The sequence below is a fragment of the Corallococcus carmarthensis genome (assembly GCF_003611695.1).
Classification (GTDB): domain Bacteria; phylum Myxococcota; class Myxococcia; order Myxococcales; family Myxococcaceae; genus Corallococcus; species Corallococcus carmarthensis.
The window spans coordinates 1-18,977 of sequence record NZ_RAWE01000133.1 but is presented as its reverse complement, the minus strand read 5'-3'; the positions used below and the strand labels follow the sequence as shown (position 1 = coordinate 18,977).

The 18,977-nt window shown below is 68.6% G+C and carries 16 protein-coding genes; 7 read left to right on the top strand and 9 right to left on the bottom strand.

All coding sequences use genetic code 11. The features are described from left to right. The 6 genes from D7X32_RS28600 to D7X32_RS28575 all read right to left on the bottom strand — a co-directional run bounded on the left by D7X32_RS28600 (position 1) and on the right by D7X32_RS28575 (position 6,949). Entirely contained in the window at positions 1–432 is a 432-nt protein-coding gene (locus D7X32_RS28600) for a hypothetical protein (RefSeq protein WP_147450308.1), read from the bottom strand. A gap of 526 nt (positions 433–958) precedes the next feature. Continuing rightward, positions 959–1,927 (bottom strand): aminotransferase class I/II-fold pyridoxal phosphate-dependent enzyme, encoded by a 969-nt coding sequence (locus tag D7X32_RS28595; RefSeq protein ID WP_208752563.1) that lies wholly within the window; start codon positions 1,925–1,927, stop codon positions 959–961. Positions 1,928–2,056: 129 nt separating this feature from the next. After that, a complete protein-coding gene (locus D7X32_RS28590) occupies positions 2,057–3,934 on the bottom strand; it encodes a hypothetical protein (RefSeq protein ID WP_147450307.1) in 1,878 nt (625 codons plus the stop codon). 15 nt (positions 3,935–3,949) lie between these two features. Beyond that, complete coding sequence (locus D7X32_RS28585) at positions 3,950–5,293, bottom strand: hypothetical protein (RefSeq protein WP_120605727.1); 1,344 nt, start codon at positions 5,291–5,293, stop codon at positions 3,950–3,952. 5 nt (positions 5,294–5,298) lie between these two features. Next, complete coding sequence (locus D7X32_RS28580; protein ID WP_120605726.1) at positions 5,299–5,931, bottom strand: hypothetical protein; 633 nt, start codon at positions 5,929–5,931, stop codon at positions 5,299–5,301. 274 nt (positions 5,932–6,205) lie between these two features. Continuing rightward, on the bottom strand, positions 6,206–6,949 hold the full coding sequence (locus D7X32_RS28575; protein WP_438358955.1) for a M90 family metallopeptidase: 744 nt from the start codon (positions 6,947–6,949) through the stop codon (positions 6,206–6,208). 209 nt (positions 6,950–7,158) lie between these two features. On the opposite strand from D7X32_RS28575, the gene D7X32_RS28570 reads away from it, so the two are divergent. Next, entirely contained in the window at positions 7,159–10,602 is a 3,444-nt protein-coding gene (locus D7X32_RS28570) for a LamG-like jellyroll fold domain-containing protein (protein WP_120605725.1), read from the top strand. 23 nt (positions 10,603–10,625) lie between these two features. Here the strand turns inward: D7X32_RS28570 and D7X32_RS28565 are convergent, their stop codons facing one another. Beyond that, a complete protein-coding gene (locus D7X32_RS28565) occupies positions 10,626–12,338 on the bottom strand; it encodes an alpha/beta hydrolase (protein WP_120605724.1) in 1,713 nt (570 codons plus the stop codon). A 216-nt stretch (positions 12,339–12,554) separates the two neighbouring features. Between D7X32_RS28565 and D7X32_RS28560 the strand changes: the two genes are divergently transcribed. From D7X32_RS28560 to D7X32_RS28535, 6 genes are all read left to right on the top strand, one after another. After that, the gene (locus D7X32_RS28560) at positions 12,555–13,133 is read left to right on the top strand and encodes a hypothetical protein (RefSeq protein ID WP_120605723.1); all 579 of its coding nucleotides are present in this window, start codon (positions 12,555–12,557) and stop codon (positions 13,131–13,133) included. A 20-nt stretch (positions 13,134–13,153) separates the two neighbouring features. After that, positions 13,154–14,404 carry a c-type cytochrome gene (locus D7X32_RS28555; protein ID WP_120605722.1) on the top strand — a complete coding sequence of 417 codons (1,251 nt, stop codon included), beginning with the start codon at positions 13,154–13,156 and terminating at the stop codon, positions 14,402–14,404. A 36-nt stretch (positions 14,405–14,440) separates the two neighbouring features. Continuing rightward, positions 14,441–15,112, top strand: a complete 672-nt coding sequence (locus D7X32_RS28550; protein WP_120605721.1) for an SDR family oxidoreductase — start codon at positions 14,441–14,443, stop codon at positions 15,110–15,112. Continuing rightward, positions 15,112–15,888, top strand: coding sequence for an SDR family NAD(P)-dependent oxidoreductase (locus D7X32_RS28545; RefSeq protein ID WP_120605720.1), 777 nt, complete (start codon positions 15,112–15,114; stop codon positions 15,886–15,888). The genes D7X32_RS28550 and D7X32_RS28545 overlap by 1 nt, the downstream gene beginning before the upstream one ends. 191 nt (positions 15,889–16,079) lie before the next feature. Further along, positions 16,080–16,688: a hypothetical protein gene (locus D7X32_RS28540; protein ID WP_244239234.1), complete on the top strand. Its 609-nt coding sequence runs from the start codon at positions 16,080–16,082 to the stop codon at positions 16,686–16,688. A gap of 10 nt (positions 16,689–16,698) precedes the next feature. Continuing rightward, on the top strand, positions 16,699–17,166 hold the full coding sequence (locus D7X32_RS28535) for an SMI1/KNR4 family protein (protein ID WP_167506525.1): 468 nt from the start codon (positions 16,699–16,701) through the stop codon (positions 17,164–17,166). An 88-nt stretch (positions 17,167–17,254) separates the two neighbouring features. Here D7X32_RS28535 and D7X32_RS28530 read toward each other — a convergent pair whose 3' ends face one another. Further along, the gene (locus tag D7X32_RS28530) at positions 17,255–17,908 is read right to left on the bottom strand and encodes a TetR/AcrR family transcriptional regulator (protein ID WP_244239233.1); all 654 of its coding nucleotides are present in this window, start codon (positions 17,906–17,908) and stop codon (positions 17,255–17,257) included. 11 nt (positions 17,909–17,919) lie between these two features. Continuing rightward, positions 17,920–18,977: saccharopine dehydrogenase family protein (locus D7X32_RS28525; protein ID WP_120605718.1), on the bottom strand; the 1,058-nt coding region annotated here is incomplete at its 5' end.

Below are 18,977 nucleotides of genomic sequence, written 5' to 3'. Positions count from 1 at the left end.
TCAGCGCCCGAACAGCTCGTAGGTCGCATTCATGGGGAGCGTGAGCACACGGTTCTTGAAGTATTGCGCCTTGTCGGGATCGCGGGGGCCAAGCGCCTTGCCGGACGGGCCTTTCCATGCCCCCTTCGGGAACAGATTCTTGATGCAGACATTGCCAATCACGCGGAACTCTTCGATGGCTTTCGAATTACGCAGGCGGTCCTTGAGCACGAAGCCGGCATTTATCAACGCACGGATGAGGGCGTGCTCAGCCGTCTTGCGAGCCATCTTTGTGTTGGGGGAGAGCTGCCCGAACCAGACCGTAAGAGGCATGCGTAGCTTGTTATCGCTCCTGGTGAGCCCCACCTGATGGATGTCCCGCAGGCGAGCATGCCACCGCACCCGGAAGTCGTCCGTCTCGCCCACGTAGAGGGGCCGTTCTTTCTCCACCACGACGTACAGGCCGCCTCCCCTTGGAACATTGTCGGACGGGAATGTCGTAAGCGTTCGCGGCCTCCAGGAGGTGATTCGCGCATGGACGCCCTCCCGCGGCACCTCGAACTCCTGCGGCTCCCCGGCCTGCTCGGGCGGAGCGGCCTGCGCGTCCGCGGCGGGCGCCTCGGAGGGCTCCGCAGCCCCGGGCTCGACGTCTTCCGGAGGCGGCGCACCCAATGGAGGTGGGATGCCCGGGGCCAACAGTGCGACCGGATAGCCGGAGGGTCCTCCGTAGATGATCCAGGGACGGTGCCCTGGCCGCCGCCGCCCCGACCTTCGCCGCCGCGACCCGCCTGAGTCGCCAGCCGCTGGCGCGGAGCGGGACGGTGTTGAACCCGCGCGCCAGGCCCCGTACCGCCTCTGGGCGGGAGAGGACACACGCATCCGGGGCGCGGGGGGAGGACGGAAGGACCGCGAGAAGCGGGCCTCCTCTTCGCCCTCCCCTTCGGATTCCAGCTCGCTCTCGTCCTCGGCCTCGTACCACTCACTCATGACGTGTCCTCCCCGGGTGCCGTCCGTGGACGGCCTCCACCAGTACTTCCACGGCTTGATCCAGCTCCGCCGCGCGGTGCCGCGCGGTGAGGATGAAGCTCACCGACACCTCCGGGCCGCAGCGCGAGCGCTGAAGCACGGTCCGGATCTCTCGTTGACTCAACCGCTCGTGGACCTTCCGCGGGTCCACGCCGGGGGGAAATTGGAGCCGCTGCACCGGGAACAGCCCGCCCACCGCGGACAGCCCCGCCTGCCGCAGCCGCCCCCGGAAGTGCCCTACCCTTCGTGCCAGCTCCTCACGGAGCACGTCGCCTTCCCGCAGGTTGATGGCCACCGCGCGCTCGGCGGCATGGAGGTCCGCCACCGAGGGCGGGCTGCAGTGCACCCGCGTCTCGCTGAGCTCCTCGTACCGGGCCACCACCTTCGCGCCGCCGGCCATCACCGCCATCGGCACTCCAAACGCCTTGGCCAGGGAGCCGCACCACAGGATGTCCGGCCCCTGGAGGCCGAACCGCCGCAGTGAGCCGCCCCCGCCGGTTCCGTACGGCAGGCCCGGCTCCGGCACGCCGAACACGCCCAGGGCCTGGGTGTCATCCAGGATGAGCAGGCCCCCATGGGCCCGAACCACCTCCAGGTACGCGTCGAGTGGCGCCAGCGCGCCGCAGCCCGGACACCAACCGTCACAGACCACCACCGGCCGGCGGCCCTGCCGGGACTCCCGAGCCAGGAGCCGCGCCAGAGCCCCTGGCGAATGATGGGGAAAGTTCCGCGCGGGCACGCCGCGCGCCGCCGCCCGTTCCACCCCCCACTGCGCCACCGGATAGCTGCCCTCGTCCCAGTAGAGGGCCTGACCGCGCCCTCCCAACCCACCGAACACATCCCAGAACAGGTGCAGCGTGGAGCGGGCGACCATCCCGCGCTCGCAGCCCACCAGTTCCGCGAGGGCTTGAGCGGTCTCCACCGTTCCCGGTGGCGCCTCGAGGACAGCCGGAGTGCCGAGCGTGAACTGTCCCCACGGCGCGAGCGTCCGGCTTGGATGATCCAGGCCCAGGTAGAGCGCGGAGGTGAAATCGATCCCAGGCGTCCTCAGTCACTGCCTCTGTTGCAGCGCCAGCCGGTTGCGCAGGTGGACCGAGGGCGCCACGTAGCGTTCGGCCAGGGCCTTCTGGTCCGTGATGTCGGCCGACAGGTCCACGCCGGTGACAGCCCGGTACGCGTGGACGTAGCCCTGGATCTCCGCCCGCCAGTAGCGTGCCCAGTTGGCGGCCTGGTTCGGATCGTTCGTCGCGCTCCAGCCTCCGTAGCGCAAGGAGAGGAGCACCTGCTCCCCGAAGACGGCCAGGTCGTGGAAGTGCACCACGCTGACGTCCGTCCAGCCCAGGAGCGATTTCATCGCGTCCACACGGTCCATCCACGGCTCCGGGTAGGGCACCATCACCCGCCCGCCGAGGAACTCGCGCATCTCCGGGCGAGACAGCAGCCACTGCTGCATGAGCATCTCCTGGCGCGCGGTGGAGGGCATGTCCCCGAACTGGTTGTGGGCGCCCTGCGCCAGCAGGTAGTGCGTCTCCTTGATCGCGTTGAGCACCGGGAAGCCGTCCGACACCACGGTGGTGTCATCGTCCTGCCGGAAGAACTGCACGCACTTGTGGAGCAGGTTGTGGAAGGACTCGAGGAACTTCGAGCGCCGATCCACGGTGCGCAGCCCGGTCACCGCCTTGCCGTGCAGCGTGAAGCCGTACTCGTGCTCGTACTCGTTCGCGCGGCGCACGACGCTCAGCCGGTGCTGCTCATCCTGGATGTAGCCCCACAGCAGGTTGTTGAGGGGCCGCAGCGCATCGATCTCCAGGGTCGCCAGCGGGTCGCGGTCCCCGGGTCCGCGCACGTTCTGGAAGCGCTGGCTGATGTAGTTCATCGCCTGGATCTGCATTCCCTCCTCGTGCCAGTAGCTCCAGATGAGCTCCAGGAAGGTGGGCTGGGACAGCTTCTTCTGGATGATGCCGAAGCAGGCAGTGATGTCCCCGGGTGGGAAATCCTGAGGGTTGATGAGTGGCACATCGGGGAGCTTGTTGCGGATGATCGCCAGGTACGGGAGGGCACCATCGCTGCTGCCGTTCACGTTCTCCAGGTAGCGATTCCACACCTTGATTAAGAAGTCTGAATCACTGGGAAGAGGCTGCCCGATGCGTGCGCCTTCCTCGCTCGGGTCCAGCTTGCGCAGCAGACGATCAAAATCCACCAGCACGCCCGTGCGCGCCAGCATGAAGGTATCGGTCAGAGCCTTCAGCTTCCGGTAGGCATCCACCCCTGGGAACGGCAGGCGGAGCTTGGATCGGGTGAGATTGCGCGGCGTGCCAGGTTCGCCAGCCGCTCCCATGGTCGGATCCGCATTTTGCTCGTCCGGGCAGAAGTGCTCGTCGATGAACTTGCTGTACTCACCGAAAGACAACCAGTTGGTGGTCTTTCGGATGATCATCCAAAGGATGAGATCGAACGTAAACAGATGTTGGGTGCGTTGCAGCGCCACGGAAAGGACGGGCATCTGTCCCATTGCACTGAAGGAGTTGATTTCGCCGAGTGTCTCGCGCACCACGTTCTTGACGTCCGGCTCGCAAACCTTCCCTTCGAAGCTCAGGGTCAGCGAGGCGGTAGAAATGGACGAACGTCCTTCCCGTTTTTTGTAGTTCTCAGACAAAGTGACCGTGACCGTGGCCATGACCGTTTTGGCATCCACAAGCGACGGAAGCCTCCACCTTACAGTGTCAGCAGCACCAGGGCGCTTGTCTTTGTGTTCCAGCGTGTTACCAGAAGACTTGCCCTCCTCCACAAGTTCGCCCCCCTGCACGAACCAGACGTAGTCACGCGACTCAACATCATGCAAGTGGTCGGTACTCGCGGAGGCCTCAAGAGTGATTGTATTACCTGGAGCGGCGCTACCGTGATTAAAAGTGATTTTGACGCCTTCCATGATCTTCCTCCGACTCTAGGTAACGGAATTTCGCGGCAACGCGGGGACCCGGAGCACGGAGGCCAGGGCCTGGGACTTGGAGAGCGTGGCGCAGGTCTCCGACGCATCGAGCGTGCTGCGCAGCGCCCAGTACTTGAGGAGCTCGGCCAGCGCCTTGCTCTCCTCCTCGGGTGAGATGGCCCCATCGGTCCGGGCCTGCCCGATGACGGCGAACACCAGCGAGGGCGGCGCTTCCCTGATGCGTGAGCGCCGGGACCGCCACTCCCGGTAGTGCTCTCCGAGCCGTGCTGGCTGGCGCATCCGTGTTCCCATGACCTCCACCAGCGTGCGACCACGCAGGGAAGGAGGCCGGTGTTCCACCAGGAGCCGTGCGAAGCGCGGCAGGCTCGCCTCCAGCGCGGCGAGCACCTGGCGGTGCTGCTCGGAGAGCCCCTCCAATGGGTAGAACTCCTCCCACAGCCGGGACAGCCGCGCCCACTGCGGATGCGGGTACAGCAGCCCTCCCAACGCGCTGCTCAGCTTCACGCGGATGTATGGGATGGGATGCGGATCCTCCATGTTCAGCCGGAACACGAACGCTCGCGGAAGGCTCACCACCCCCATCAGCCCCACCGTGGAGGTCACGCCCACGCGTGCCACCGACCAGAAGTCCGCGACGATTTCGGAGATCCACCGCTCCCACAGACCCCAGGCCACCGCGTCCCCGGTTCCTTCGTGGGACACCTCGCGCAGGGCCGCGCGCAGCGACGCCACCAGTCCCAACAGCGCCGCGCCCTGGTGCCCCACCTCGTGGAAGAGCGAGGAGGCGAGGCTGCTGCCAATCATCCGCTCGCGTGGGACGCGGATGATGGCCGCCGGGTTCTCCCCGCCCCCCGGCAAGCGCGTGCGCGCGCGGCGGATGGCCGCCCCGGGTCCGCGGGCCAGGTAGCAGATGACGGGCGGTACCTCGTAGTAGCCGGGCAGCGCCAGCGCGTCCTTGGAGAGCACATCCATCCCAGCCAGCCAGACACCGTTCTCCGCCTCGCTGCGCTGACTCAGGGCCTCGCTGAAGATGTCGAAGTGCGACAGCACCACGTTGAAGCGCAACCGCAGGAAGGTGAAGCGCCGGTGCGCCTCCGCGGGTGTCGCCCGACGGCCCTCCGGGCCCTCCACCCAGGAGATGTACTGGTGGATCTGGGTCCGCAGTTCGCGGCGACCCTTGATCAGATAGCGCTCCACCGCCGCCTGCGCCTCGACGGAGAGCGTGGCTGCCGGGACCATCGTCTCCGACATGGCGAAGGACTTGATGCGCTCGAGGCGGGTGAGCAGCGCGCGGGCCTCCTGAGACAGCATCCAGGAGGCGAAGGAGCCGTCGGACATGGTCGTCAGACCCCGAAGAGGATGATCTTGTTGCCCTTGCGCACCCAGCGGCCACTGCGGCCTCCGGTCCCCGCCGCGCGCATCGCCAGCTGGTTGGAGAGGCCGGGGGCGAACTTCTGGATGGCCTGATTGATGGCCGCGCTGGCCACCTGCTGGGGCGCGGAGTTCCCCGGTGCGGAGAGGGCCGCCTTGGCGGCGTCCGCGGACAGCCGGACGACCTGCTTGGCCACCTCGAACTCGCGATCCTCCTGGCTCAGGCCTTCCAGTTCGAGACCGAACGCCTGACCCGCCATGGAGGCCAGCTTGCCGCCGACAGCACCGCCCACGCCGGGGACCACGAGGTTGCCGAGCGCGCTGCCCACCATCGGCAGGGCCTGCTTGGCGAGCCCTTTGAGCATCCCCCCGAGCTGCTTGCCCAGGGGAGACTTCACGAACTGGCCAACCGCGCCGCCCACCTTCTTGATGATGTTGCCGAGGAACTGCTCCAGCTCCTGCTCGTTGCTGACCTCCAACAGCTCCGAGGCGAGTTCGTTCAGCTCGTTCTCGTTGAAGACCTCGCCCCACTCGTTCTCGGCGTTGAACTCGAATTCGAACGATTCCCCCTCCAGCTCCCGGTAGGTGCGATCCACGTCGTGCATGCTCTGCTCCTCGTGTGATGGGGCCGGCTTCGTTGGCCACGGGTCCAGCCCGGGCACTAGCAGGGCATGTGCCAGCCCCTCCGAGGATCCCCCCTCCTCAGCGAGTCACGCGGCGGCGGCGAAGCGCGGTTCGGCGGCACCGGCCGATGAGGGGAATCCGGCGAAGCACGCTTCGGTCCCACGTCAAACCGTCCTGGCCTGTCGATGACGGAGCGACAATCCCGCGCGTCCGGTCATATGCGCGGGCGGACCGCACCAGGTGCAGGGGCCTTTGTCAGTGCCCGAGCGCGGGGTCCCACCCATAGAAGCGCTTGAGTTCCTCGTAGAGGTCGGGCGTCTTCTCCTTCATCTGGCGCGACTTCTCGAAGAATGACTCGGTGGCGACTGCGAAGAACTCGGCCTCGTTGAGCCCGCCGTAGTCATCCAACACCGCCCGCTCCAGGGGACGGCCCTCGCGCAGCTTGAGGAAGTGCTCACCCATCACGGAAGCCCAGGCTGCGTAATGGGAGTAGCGGCGCAGGTGGGGCGTGCCATCGAAGCTTCCGTCCTCCCGGTCCAGGACATGGGCGAACTCGTGCGTGGCCGTGGAGTGGCCGTCCCGCGGCTCTCGCAACCCATCCAGCACGGCCTGCCACGAGAGGATGACGGTGCCCCAATTCTTCGCCTCCCCCAGCACCACGCCCGTGCGATCCGGCAGCTTGAAGGCATCCGGGTAGACGATGACCTCGCGCAATCGATCGTAATAGGAGAGGTCCAGGTACAGCACGAGACGCACGGCCGTGGCGGACACCACGACCCGAATTTCATCCGTGAGGGTGAGCCCCCCTGCCCCGATGAACTCCTTTTCCCATGCAAAGAGCTTGAGCAGGTCCAGGAATCGCTGGAGCGGTTCCGGCGCGAGTTCCTGGACGAAGGGGACATGGCGCTCCAGATAGGCAGACCATCCCGGGGGAAAGGGCCGGCGCAGCAGCTGGCGCCGCCGTAGAGTACGGACGAAACCCAACAAGGAGAGCGTCATCAGGAGCGCGACTCTACGGGGCAGGCAGCAGGCACTTCCAATTCCTGCGCCATGATGTGTCAGGGCTCTGCATCAAAGGCGAGGCCCCCGCGCGCCCCCAGAGCAGTTGCTACGGGTGGCGTGAGACGGTTACACCGTGTGTCATGCCCTTCCCTTCCGTGTTTCAAGGCCCCTGGCGGGCCTGCGCCCTTGTCTTGCTCAGCGTGAGCATGGCGTGTGATTCACCGCCCTCCGCGGACGCCTCTCCGCCAACGCCGCTCGCCACGTCCGAAGCCCGGCTGGACACGCCGACGCAGTTCTCCGAGGTGGCCTTCGTGGGCACCCCCGCGTGTTCCAGCGACTACAGCCGCGTCGACAACTGTTTCAACGACCAGAACCCCCAGCGCCCCAGCATCTTCCGCGAGCTGTCGGCGGCGACGCGTCCCTACCGCTCTTCGGGCGCCATGCCGCTGTCCGTGCACCCCTCGGCCCTCACCGCCGTGATGCAGCCGTTCCCTCCGTTCGAATACGACAACGGCTGGAGCCCGCCGCGCACGCCTGAAGCCGTGGATGCGTCGCAGGCCATCCAGGTGCTGCCCTTCAACCGGGGCAGCAATGACGGACGCCTCTTCGTGCGCGGCGGCTGCCGCGGCTGCGGGGAGGGCTCCACCCTGTACACCTTCCGGCCGGAGCTGCTGGGCCAGGACTTCCGCTACGACTTCGCCCAGAAGGGCCAGCGCTACGTGCAGCCCGCCTGGCAGCCGGGGCTCCATCCCTTCGTCGCCTTCAACCCGATGCCGGGCTTCAGCCGGCTCGCGGTGAAGAACAACGGCGACTTCCCGGACATGCTCCACAGCACGATGTGCGAGGACTCCGTGTCGTCGCTGAACGCGGGCGGCCACGGCCGCAACCCGCTGGCGTGCCGGGCCCGCTACGAGTCCACCTCGCCGTGGGTTTCCGGTGACTGCTACGACATCTCGCTCGTCTACGGCATGGTCGCGTCCACCGGGCAGCGCTGGGAGCTGCGCTCCGTGGCGCTCACCGTCTTCGTGCGCAACCCCAAGTCCGTGACGGCCGGAGACGCCGTGGGAGGCGGCGTGGAGAACTGGGGCCTGTGGGTCTATCCGCGCAACCCCGAAGGCGAGCTCAAGTCCCTGCCCACCTGGGACCTGCCGCCGTTCCGCCCCTTCAATCCCCATGGCTCCAACTGGGGCGAGATGAGCGCCGGCTCCGCGTACAGCGTCCCCGGGACGCCGGACACCATCGACTGGCGCCGCCTGTTCACGCAGAACCCCGGCTTCCAGTGCTACGTCCCCCGGCAGATCGGAATCTTCACCGTCTACGACCGCAACACCGCCGCCACCGCCCCCAAGTGGTGCCAGTTCTTCGACCGGCAGAGCGTCGCGGGAGACCTGATGGTGGAGGACGACGAGGACGCCGTCATCGGCAACGGCTCCACCTGGAACGGCATCATCGGCAACGGGCCCGGCGAGAAGCACCTGGCCATGTTCGAGCCCGCGACCAGCGGCGACGGCCGGATGCTCATCCTGAACATGGGCGGCCTCTTCTACGCGGCCTCGGGCTCCATCTGCCAGGCCGCGAGCTGGAGCCACTTCAAGCCCATCAGCATGATGCCCATGGACCCGGCGGTGAACACCCGCTACGAGCTGGCCCGCTCGCAGGTCATCAACGGCCAGCCGCGCAACTTCCGCGACACGCTGGGCAACGCCATCCCCTTCGGCGTGCGCAACCAGGGCGCGTACGCGTGGCTGGACCGCGAGGGCAAGAACCTGTTCTTCGCGGCGAAGAACAACCCCCATGACGGCTACTACGCGCGGCAGGTGCTGAGCGAGGACCGCTTCTCCCCCGCGTCCTTCGGCGAGTATCTGTGGATCGCGCCCGCGAATGACACGGACCGGGCCCGCTTCAATCCGGACCGCGCTCCGGCGCAGGCCATCTCCGTGCTGGGCGCCTGGACGCACGGCAAGGCCGTCATCCTGGACAACGGCATGAGCATCACCGACCTGGGTGGCACCGACGATGCCCGCTACCAGCGCACCTATTCCCTCCGCCTCTACGCGGGCGCGGACGTGCCGCTGACGCCCAAGGGCAGCTCGCAGTTGTTCTCGTTCGAGAACCAGCTCAACACCTTCAATGTCCTGCGGCCCACGCTGCCGTTCGACGTGGTGTGGAACTTCCAGTCCAACACCCAGCGCAACTCCGAGGTGGCCTTCGACGACTACCTCAACAAGCGCGCGTTCGTGGTGGCGCACATGAACGCGGCGATGCGCATGGACGTGTCTCCGGAAGGTCCGCAGCGCGCGGAGACCTTCCCGCAGGACGGCTTCGTGCCCACCCGCAACGCGTGGGCCTACGTGCGCGGAGGCGGCGTCGCGGACTTCCGCTTCATGCGCAACCCGCTGGCGCAGAACGCGGCCACGGGCAGCCCGTTGTTCGGCACGGATGGCCCGCAGCCCCCCTCCAGCGTGCGGCTGCGAGGCGGTGCGCGCATCGAACCGGTGGCGCTGGGCGGCGTCAGCGGCAAGGGCGTCTGGCTGGATGGACTCAACGACTTCATGGACATGGGCTACCTGGTGGACAGCTCGCGCCGGGACTGGCTGTTTGGCGTCTGGCTGGATTCACGGATGGAGGCGCCGCCTGCCCGCCCCGGTGCCGTCGTGCGCACCCTGCCGCGCACGCTGTTCTACTTCTCCGACAACTCGTGGGTGGGCCTGTTGCAGGCGCGCGACAGCAACAACACCGTGTGGCACGAACTGACGGGCTACAACGGCCGCACGGGCTCCACGTTCACCGTGAACCTGGGCTCGCTGGTGCAGTCCGGGCGCTACTTCCACTTCGGCATGAAGGTCTTCACCGACGCGGGCCAGCGGAAGCTCACGTTCTATATCAACGGCACGCCGCACACGACGCTGCCCGTGGCCGCGCAGGACCTGGGCTACGACCCGATGTTCAACTCCATGAATGGCTGGACGTGGATGACGCTCAGCGACCCGGGGCCGGACTTCGTCCGGGGCCAGGCGCGCCTGCCCTTCCAGGGCTGGGTGGACGAGCTGCGCATCTATGCGCTGTCGCCCGGGGATGCGTCGCGGCCGTGGGTGGACGAGCTGATGTGCAACCAGGCGCTGGGGACGACGGTGAACCTGGCCTTCCGCAAGTACGAATTGTATTCGCCGGTGCTGGAGGCGCTGCGCACCCGTGCACTCCAGTACCCGAACGCAGCGGGCTGGCGCCTCTGCGAACAGATGCGGCTGGAGTCCTACGTGGAGCCCCTGGACTACCCGGCCCAGTCCGGTGAGCACCTGTGCATCGACCGCGTGCACAAGAATCCCAACCCCGTGCAGGAGTGGCGGGAGCGCTGCATGCGTTCGTCGATGATGGCCATGCCCGCGCTGGAGGCCGACGTGCCGCGCCCGGACACCAGCGGCAATGCCTTCTGCCAGTCCTGCCATACGCCCAGCGCCCCGCTGCCGGGCCTGCGGATGGGGGCCCTGAGCGCCGGCACCGTGAGGCGTTACGAGGATCCGCGCCGCCAGCCGATGAACGTCCCCGCGGTGTTGGGTGGCACGGTGCCGCCCTGGCTGCTGGTGCGCATTGACCAACCGGACGGCACGTTCACGCTGGACCACCACTTCGACTGGCTCAACGCACCGTGAGCGCGCGGTGGAGCCTCCTCCGCTCAGTCGTTTCTTGAGGCGTCCCGCGAGAGGAGGAGGTTCCGCAGCCGTGCCGTCTGATCCGCGCTCCAGCCTTCAGGCCGCAGGAGCGCGGCCCAGCCGTCCACGTGCTCGGCGGTGTAGACGTGGCCGTGGCCCGCGGGCACCTCCATTCCCAGGGGAAGGTCCGCCGTCACCTGCCAGAACGTCACGAAGGGGATCCACACCATCTGGCCCAGGACGTCATCGCCTCGAGTCTCGCGCAGCCAGTCCGGCCGCTGCACCAGGAGCCGGGGGCTCCACCAGATGATGGGGTCGGAGGGGTGGAGCAGGTACAGCACGCGGGAGTCTCCCCAGGGCGCGGACGCGGGCGGGATGTCGGTGCCCGGCCGGCGGCTGAAGCGGACGATGCGGCCCTGACGGTAGATGGGCTCCACCTCGGGGCTGCCCGGATCGCGGTGGTCGGTGAACGCGCGATAGAGGGTGTTGAAGTTCGGCGGCCCGACGAAGAGCACCCCGTCGGTGCGGTTGGCCAGGTCCCGCTCGCCGCTGAACGCCGTCTCTCCGCCGTAGGAGCCCAGGCTCTCTCCGAACACCAGCAGCTTCGGGCGCTGGCCGGGAGGGAGCCTCGACCAGCGCTCGTAGACCGCGTCGAAGAGCGCGCGGCCGGACTCCTTGGCCCGCTCCTGATCCACCAGCACGGAGAGCCACGACCACAGGTGCGAGTACTGCATGGCGACGATCGCGGAGTCGCCGCGCGCCATGTACTCGAAGGCATCCACGGCCTCCGGCACCACCCAGCCACTGCCCGTGGTCGTCACCACCAGCAGGTACGCGCGGTCGAAGCCACCGGCCCGCTCCAGGTCATCCACCGCGAGCGCGGCGCGGCCCTCCGCATCCGGCGCGGAGGCATAGCCCGCGTACGCGCGGATCGGCTCCTTCACGGCGGAGCCATGGAATTGGGAGAGCTCCTCGACGGAGGGCCCCCGCCCCACGAAGTTGCGTCCCTCCCGTCCCAATGACTCCCACGGAACCTGTGAGCCGGTGCCCCCGGAGCGCAGCGCGGTGCGAGGTGGGACCACGCCCTCGTCGGTCATCGTGTCCTGCACCGCCAGGGTGCGGTCCGCCATCGAGATGAGCCCGTCCCACAGCACGCCGCTGGCGATCAGCGCGGTGAGCACCACCACCGCCAGTCCACTCGTTGCCCGGGCCGCGCGAGGACCGATGTGTCTGGCGAGCCGCGTGGCCAGGGCGCGGGACACGGCACGCAGACCGCGTCCCACGGCGACGAGCAGGAAGAAGACGACCGCCGCGACGAAGGGCGCGAGCAGATACCCCGCGCGGCCCGAAGCGGGCATGCCCATGAGCTCGCGGAGGCGCTGCTGCCAATGCCAGCCCAGCAGCAGCGATGCCGCCAACGCCACGATGGCCGTCACGAAGAAGGCATCCCATGCGCGCCGTCGGGGCGTCCTCGCCGGACGGTTCGCGAACTCACGCCAGAGCCACGCCCCCAGGCACCCGAGCCCATAGCCAATCGCCGCGCTGAGACCACTGACGAACCCCTGGAAGGGCCCGCTGCGAGGCAACAGGGATGGCGTGAAAGCCAGACATGCGAAGAGGAGCGCGACCCAGGAGCCCGGCAAGGTGTAGCGGAGCCAGCGGGGCCAGGCCCGGCTTGCACGTCTGGCCTGGCGCGCCGCGGCGGGCTGCTCGGCGTGGGTGAGGAGGTGCTCCATGAGGACTCCCGGCAGGTGCGCCGGCTTGACCTGCCAGCCAGGGGGACGCCAGCCCTTGGGGCTCGCCGTCCCTCCAGGGCGCACGCCAAAGGGTAGGCCCCGAGAGTGCTCACCGGCAGCGTGCGCCCGGCATGCACGGCTCCGGCCCGGCCGCTGGGCTCAGCCGCCCGGTGGGCTCACTCGCACTCCCAGCGAAGTGCCTGATAGTCTCACCGGATGCGTCCCCGCGCCCTCGTCCCACCCCTGCTCTGCGCCCTGGTCCTCTGGCCGCTGCATGCGATTGCCTGCATCAACGCGATGGACGACAGCTACAGGGATTTCAGCCAGTCCTATTGGGTCGACCTGATCTTCTGGACCGTGGGCGCGGTGTTCCTGCACCGCGTCGTCCTTCGCAACGTCTGGGGCCCGGCCGCCATGGGACAGCCCGAGCCGTCCAGGGCGCGCCGAGGCTTCTTCCTGTTCGTCGGCGTCGCGCTGGTCCTGCTGCTGGAAACGGTCTCGGTGGCCGGGCCGCTCCTCCACTTCAGCGCGAGCGCCATCTCCAAGTGCACGGTGCGCCGCCCCCTGCTGGCGGCGCTGGTGGCCAGTCCCGTGCTGCTCTTCCTCCTCCAGGCTGCGTTCTTCCACGGCCCGGGCCGACGGCTGTTCGGCGACAAGGCCCGGGTGACCCTGGTGGGGCTGGTGGTCACGTCGGTCCTGCTGGTGCTGGGGATGGGGATGGCCCGGGAGACGTACCTCCTCCCGAATCTCTGTCAGTACCCGAAGCCTTATTTCAAGCAGGTCTACGAGTACTGAGCCGCGCCGGGACCTCCTTCGTGGCTCTGCGCTCCCTTCCGCTCGCGTCCCTGGCTGGCGTTGCATTCGTGGTGGCCGCGGCCGGGGGTGGCTATGTGCTCGTCCGTGACGCGGACGTGCTGGCGCTTCGCCTGCCGACGCAAGTCCTCGCTCCCACCCAGCGTTCGCCGGAGAGTCCGCGCGAGGCCGTGGAGCACTTCCAGTGCAACCGCTGCCACGTGGTGCCCGGACTCGAGCCGGTGTCCGCGCGCATGAGCGAGAACTGCGTCACATGCCACCAGGCCATCACCGCCGGGAGGCTCGACCTCTGGTACAAAGCGGCGGAGGTCGAGCGGTGGAAGGGGCACCTCACGCACCTGATGCGGACCCCGGACCTCGGCTCGCTGAACCAGCGGGTCAAGCGCGGCTGGCTCACCTCATGGCTCCAGGCGCCGCACGTGGTCAGGCCGCTCTACGGCGCCACCATGCCCCGGATGAAAATCGGTCCGAAGGACGCGGAGCTCATCGCGGACTTCTTCGCGGTGACCGAGCAGGAGTCAGCGGAGCCCGCACGAGGTGACGCGGCCGCGGGCCGGGCGCTCTACGCGCAGAATGCGTGCGCGAGCTGTCACTTCCGAGGGGACTTCCCGCTCGCGTCCCTGCGCTACGGCGCTCAGGAGTTCAACAGCCCCTCGGCGCGGAGGCGGGCCCCGGATCTGCGCCATGTGCGCGACCGCATGTCCCTGGCGCAATTGCGGAACTGGCTGACGGATCCGCACCGCATCCTCCCCGGCACGCAGATGCCCACCTTCCCGTTCACCCCGCGGCAGGTCGAGGACCTGGTGGCCTTCCTGAGCGAGCCCCTTCCGGAGGTGGCGGCCGTCCCCCGGCCCCGGTACCGGCCCCGGATGCTGGAGCGCGAGGTGCACTATCCGGAGGTGGCCCAGAAACTCTCACGTCAACTGTGCTTCCACTGTCACTCCGACATGCGGCGCCCGGGAGATCAGGGGCCGGGGAACACGGGCGGGTTCGGCTACGACGGCGCCTCGCTCGACCTGGCCACGCGGGCCGGCATCGTCCGAGGTGTCAAGCGCGACGGCCAGTTCCGCGGGCTCCCGGACCGGCTGGAGGATGGGACGCCCCGGCTGGTGGCCGCGCTGCTCGCACGGCAGGGAGAGCTGGAGGGGCACTTCCAGCTGGAGGTGCTGGGCATGCCCCTGGGCCTGCCGCCCATCCCCGAAGAAGAGATTGACCTCGTCTTCACGTGGATCGAACAGGGCGCGCCTGAGTAGATACGGGCGAAGCAGCCCCTTGGAAAGGCCCGGCGCTTGAGCACTCGGAATGTCATCGTCGTCGGCGGTACCGGCGACATCGGACGCGCTGTCACCCACAAGCTGCGCGCGGAGGGCCTGCGCGTGGTGTGCGCCGCGAACGACGTGGCGACGGAGACCTCGGACACGCTGCGGGTGGATGTCACGCGTGAGGACTCCGTGAAGTCCCTGTTCGACAAGGCGGAGGCGGAGCTGGGTCCCCTCTCGATCCTGGTCAACTGCGCGGGCGTCGGCGTCTTCAAGCCCCTCGACGAGACGTCTCTCGAGGACTGGCAGCGGACCGTCGACGTGAACCTCACCGGGACGTTCCTGTGCGCTCGCGAAGCGTTCCGGCGGATGAAGCCACGAGGCGGTGGCCGGATCATCCATATCGGCTCCGTGAGCGACCACCTCACGCTCCCCATGAATGGGGCCTATGCCGCGACCAAGCATGGCGTCCGCGGGCTGACCGGCGTCCTGAACGAGGAGGGCAAGGCGTTCGGCATCCGCGCGACGCTCCTGTCGCTCGGCGCCGTCTACACCTCCTTCTGGAAGTCGCGGCCGGAGTTCAGTCCCGCGGACATGCTCTCCGTGGAGGACGTGGCCCAGTGCATCTGGGAGATCGCCATCAAGCCTCCGAACGTGCGGGTCGACGAGCTCCGCCTCGTCCCGCCCCAGGGTGTCCTGTGATGGAGACGCAATCGAAGGTACCTGTCGCTGTCGTCACCGGAGCCAGCCGAGGGATTGGCGCGGCCATCGCCACCGAGCTGGCACGGAACGGGTTCGAAGTGGCCCTGCTGTCTCGTGACGTCGCCGCGTTGGAACAGCTTCAGAAGCAGCTGGTCGAGGCCGGGGGCCGCGCGTGGCCGCTGGCCTGCGACGTCGCGAGCAGGGACGACGTGATGTCAGCGCTCGACCGGCTCGAAGCGAAGGTGGGCGTGCCCCGGGTGCTCGTGAACAACGCGGGCATGGGCGGGCCGTTTCATCGCGCGGACGAGGTGAGCGTCGCCGAGTGGGACCAGTTGTTTGGCGTGAACGTGGAGGGCGTGCGCAACCTGTGTCACTGGGCGCTGCCGCGCATGAAGGCGCAGGGCTACGGGCGCATCGTGAACATCGCGTCCATCATGGGTCTCTTTGGTGGTGCGCAATCGTCCACGTACGCGGCCACCAAGCACGCGCTCGTGGGCTACTCGAAGGCCATCGCCGCGGAATGGGGCGCCTACGGCATCACCTGCAACGCGGTCTGCCCCGGCTACACCGAGACGGAGATGCTGGCGAAGGCGCCCGCTGCCTCACGCGAGCGGCTGCTGGAACGAATCCCCGCGAAGCGCTTCGGAACGCCGGAAGAGGTGGCGGGCCTGGTGGCATTCCTCGTCGGGCCCGCTGGCGGCTACGTCAATGGCAGCACCCTGGTGATGGACGGTGGGCTGTCGTCGCATCTGGCGTCCGACCTGCCTTCGTTCTGACGCAGGGCTCCTCGGCTCGATGAGTCGCGTACACGTTGGCGTGCGCGACAGACAAGTCGGCCTCGCGCTTCCTGCGGTGGGGCTGGAGACTCTTTGCCTCGATTCAGTGGACGGGCTCCTGCCCTTAACTTGCCGCGCCTGCCGTGCTGTCATGGCTGTCCATGACATTCGGCCTTGCCCCCTGCCGCACCGTGAGCACCATCGCCCTCCTCGGCCTCAGCGGATGCGGTTCGGCCACCGTTGGCGGCGGAGGCAGTCCTGCACGCGCGAAGTGGGTCAGCCCGGTCGTCACGACGCCGGACGGCGGCCAGCTCCGGACAACCATCTACTACGGGCCCTGGCAGTGCAGCGCCGCGTTCCTGTCTCGGTGCGAGTCGAAGTGCGCGGCCCAGGGCCACGCGCTCATGGGCTGCATGTGGCTGGCCGACATCAAAGGCGACTGGCAAGGGCGCTACCTGTTCATGCCCGCGGAGGCAGGGGGACGGCTGGCCATCACCCACTGCTGCTGCGACTACCCCGCCATCGCCAACGTCAAGCAGCAGCGCACGAAGTGGAACAATGCCCGCGCCGCATTCCGCGAGGACTGGGCCCGGGATTATGGTGCCTGGCCTGCAGGTAAGGATCCCTGGCCTGGCCACCACATCTTCGACCTCGCGCACGGCGGCCCCGCCACGGCTGCGGACAACATCTTGCCAGTGCCTGGAGATGTGCACGACGTCTTCAACAAGGAGTATCCGGCTTGCTACGCGCCGGGCGGAAAGTGGCTCACACCGGGCCCCTCGCGCCCCTACGTCGATTGAGACCGCCGCCATGCCCACGCCCATGCAGCACCTGCTCGCCGAGGTCTCCGCTCACCATTTTCCCAATCCGTCCGCGACCGCGGACCAGGTGGACTCCTTCGAGTCGCGCGTCGGCTGGCAGCTCGACAGCGACATGCGGGCCTTCTATCTGCACTGCGACGGCGCCACACTTTTCGCTCCACGCGAGCGGGCGCCCAACTACCGCATCCTCTCGCTTGCTGAAATCGAACGCGCGCGCATCACGATGCGTCACGAGGACTCCGACACCTACGGATCCGCGTCCTGGTACACACTCCTCTACTTGCAAGACGGCGACTACGTGCTCGTGGACGTAGGCCACCCGGTGGATGGCCGCTACGTCCTACTCGATGCGTTCCACGAGACGTATCCCGCCGTCGAGCAGATTGCCGCTTCGTTCAGTGAATTCCTGGCGAAGGCCCTGGCCAGCGGCAACGCGTACTTCTGGCTGACCGAATGAAGGCCTCACTGCGCGGCAACGAGTGGGGCGACTTGCTGTATCGAGGGCCTCGTCCGAGGGCTCGCCCATGGACTCGGCCTCTATCTGACTATTGAGCCGGCCTTGGAAGCAGCACCTGCTCCAGCAGCACGCGCAGTTCTTGATCCAGTCCCGGCACCGAGGCGTCGCGCAGATTCCCGCTGCCCCGGAAGAGAGACAGGCCTTCGAAGAAGGCGACCAGCAGGGCCGCGCGCCGCTCCCTGCGCGCCGGAGTGAGGCCGGGCGCCAGTTCCCGCAGCAGTTCCACGACGCCCGCGCGATAGCCGGCGTAGAAGACCTTGAGCGCGTCGGCGACCATGGCGTCCCTCGCGGCCATCGCCCACAGCTCCGCGAAGAACTGGCAGGCTTGCGCCGAGTCCTGGTCCTCCAGCACGGCGTCCACGGCGCGCCGGAGCCGCTGCGCCGGTTCGCTTCCTCCTCCCTCCACCCGCTCGCGGACCCGCTGGAGGGCCTGCTCCAGGTAGCGCGCCAGCAGCGCCCGCACCACGTCCTGCTTGGCCGGGAAGTAGTACTGGAGGTTGCCCAGGCTCACACCCGCGCGCTGGGCCACGACCCGCAGGGTGAGTCCCGCGTAGCCGTCCTGTGCCAGGACCTCCAGGGTCGCGTCGAGGATGCGCTCCACGCGCTCGGTGCCCTTGGCGTGCACCGCCGTCCCCTTCCGGGGGCTCGCCGAGGGAAGTGTCCCCGGGACCTTCTTGCTCACGCGGCGGGCCATCACGCCACCTCGCGCGCCAGGTGCTCGTCGATCCGGACCTCGACGCCGCAGGCCCGCAGGGTGGCCAGCGTCTCCTCCGGCCGGGGCTCATGCTCCGGGAACCACACGCCCGGGGGCGGCGGCGGCGCTCCGTCCAGCCCCAGGAGCCGCTCGGCGCCCAGCAGCGCTCCGACGGCGGTGAGGTGAGCCTGGCCCCGGGGATCCACCATCTCGATGCGGACCTGCCCGCGCTCGCCCTCCACGTCCGCCACCCACGCGGCTTCGCCTCCCGTGTTGCTGCCGGTGAGCAGTGTCCGGCGCAGCGACGCCCAGCGGGGGTGCTGGAGCAGCCGCAGGATCCCCAGCCGCTGGAGCACGACGAGCGTCCAGGTCGCGGAGCCCGAGTCGAAGCCCAGCCGCGTCGTCACCGTGCGCGCCCCCAGCACCCGCGGCAGCGTCGCCTGCTCGGGAGTGTCGAGCCGGAAGACCCGGGTGTGCCGTCCATCGGAAAACCTCACCCGCCGGCCGTCCGTCAGCGGCAGCACCTGCCGCTCCTGCCCGTCCTCCGTCACCTCGAAGGACAGGCCCAGCCGGTCCATGTACTCCAACGAGTCGGGACCTGCCTGATCCGCGAGCGCGAAGCGGATGGCCACCTCCACGCGCTCCAGGCGCCCCACCCTCCGGGCCGCCATCGCCACGAGGCGCGGCACCAGCCCCGCCATCCACGCGGAGCCAAGCAACACCGGCGCGCCCGGCGTCGCACCCGAGAGCCGGAGCACCGTGGCCTTCAACCGGGACGTCCACCGGGTGATGTCCAGCACGGGCACGCCGTCGCGCGACGCCGCCAGCAGCAGCGTGTCCTCCGGGTCGTTGACCAGGGACAGCACGGCCCGGGGTTTCCCCCCCAGCGCCGCCAACGCCTGGGGCGAGCGGACATCCAGCGCGACGCCCTCCGCCCTCCCCAGACGCGCGGCCAGCTCCCTGGCGGGCCCTTCCCGGCGCCCGGCGATGAGCAGCGGCAGGTCCGGGTGGCGCTCCCTCAGCAACACGGCGAGCTGGGCCCCCACCACCCCATAGC

Excerpts from the sequence above, each read along its gene's own strand:
- D7X32_RS28545 (WP_120605720.1), top strand. The coding sequence starts at position 15,112 with ATGGAGACGCAATCGAAGGTACCTGTCGCTGTCGTCACCGGAGCCAGC.
- D7X32_RS28585 (WP_120605727.1), bottom strand. The coding sequence starts at position 5,293 with ATGTCCGACGGCTCCTTCGCCTCCTGGATGCTGTCTCAGGAGGCCCGC.
- D7X32_RS28580 (WP_120605726.1), bottom strand. The coding sequence starts at position 5,931 with ATGCACGACGTGGATCGCACCTACCGGGAGCTGGAGGGGGAATCGTTC.
- D7X32_RS28560 (WP_120605723.1), top strand. The coding sequence starts at position 12,555 with ATGCGTCCCCGCGCCCTCGTCCCACCCCTGCTCTGCGCCCTGGTCCTC.
- D7X32_RS28570 (WP_120605725.1), top strand. The coding sequence starts at position 7,159 with ATGGCGTGTGATTCACCGCCCTCCGCGGACGCCTCTCCGCCAACGCCG.
- D7X32_RS28535 (WP_167506525.1), top strand. The coding sequence starts at position 16,699 with ATGCCCACGCCCATGCAGCACCTGCTCGCCGAGGTCTCCGCTCACCAT.
- D7X32_RS28565 (WP_120605724.1), bottom strand. The coding sequence starts at position 12,338 with ATGGAGCACCTCCTCACCCACGCCGAGCAGCCCGCCGCGGCGCGCCAG.
- D7X32_RS28590 (WP_147450307.1), bottom strand. The coding sequence starts at position 3,934 with ATGGAAGGCGTCAAAATCACTTTTAATCACGGTAGCGCCGCTCCAGGT.
- D7X32_RS28575 (WP_438358955.1), bottom strand. The coding sequence starts at position 6,949 with ATGACGCTCTCCTTGTTGGGTTTCGTCCGTACTCTACGGCGGCGCCAG.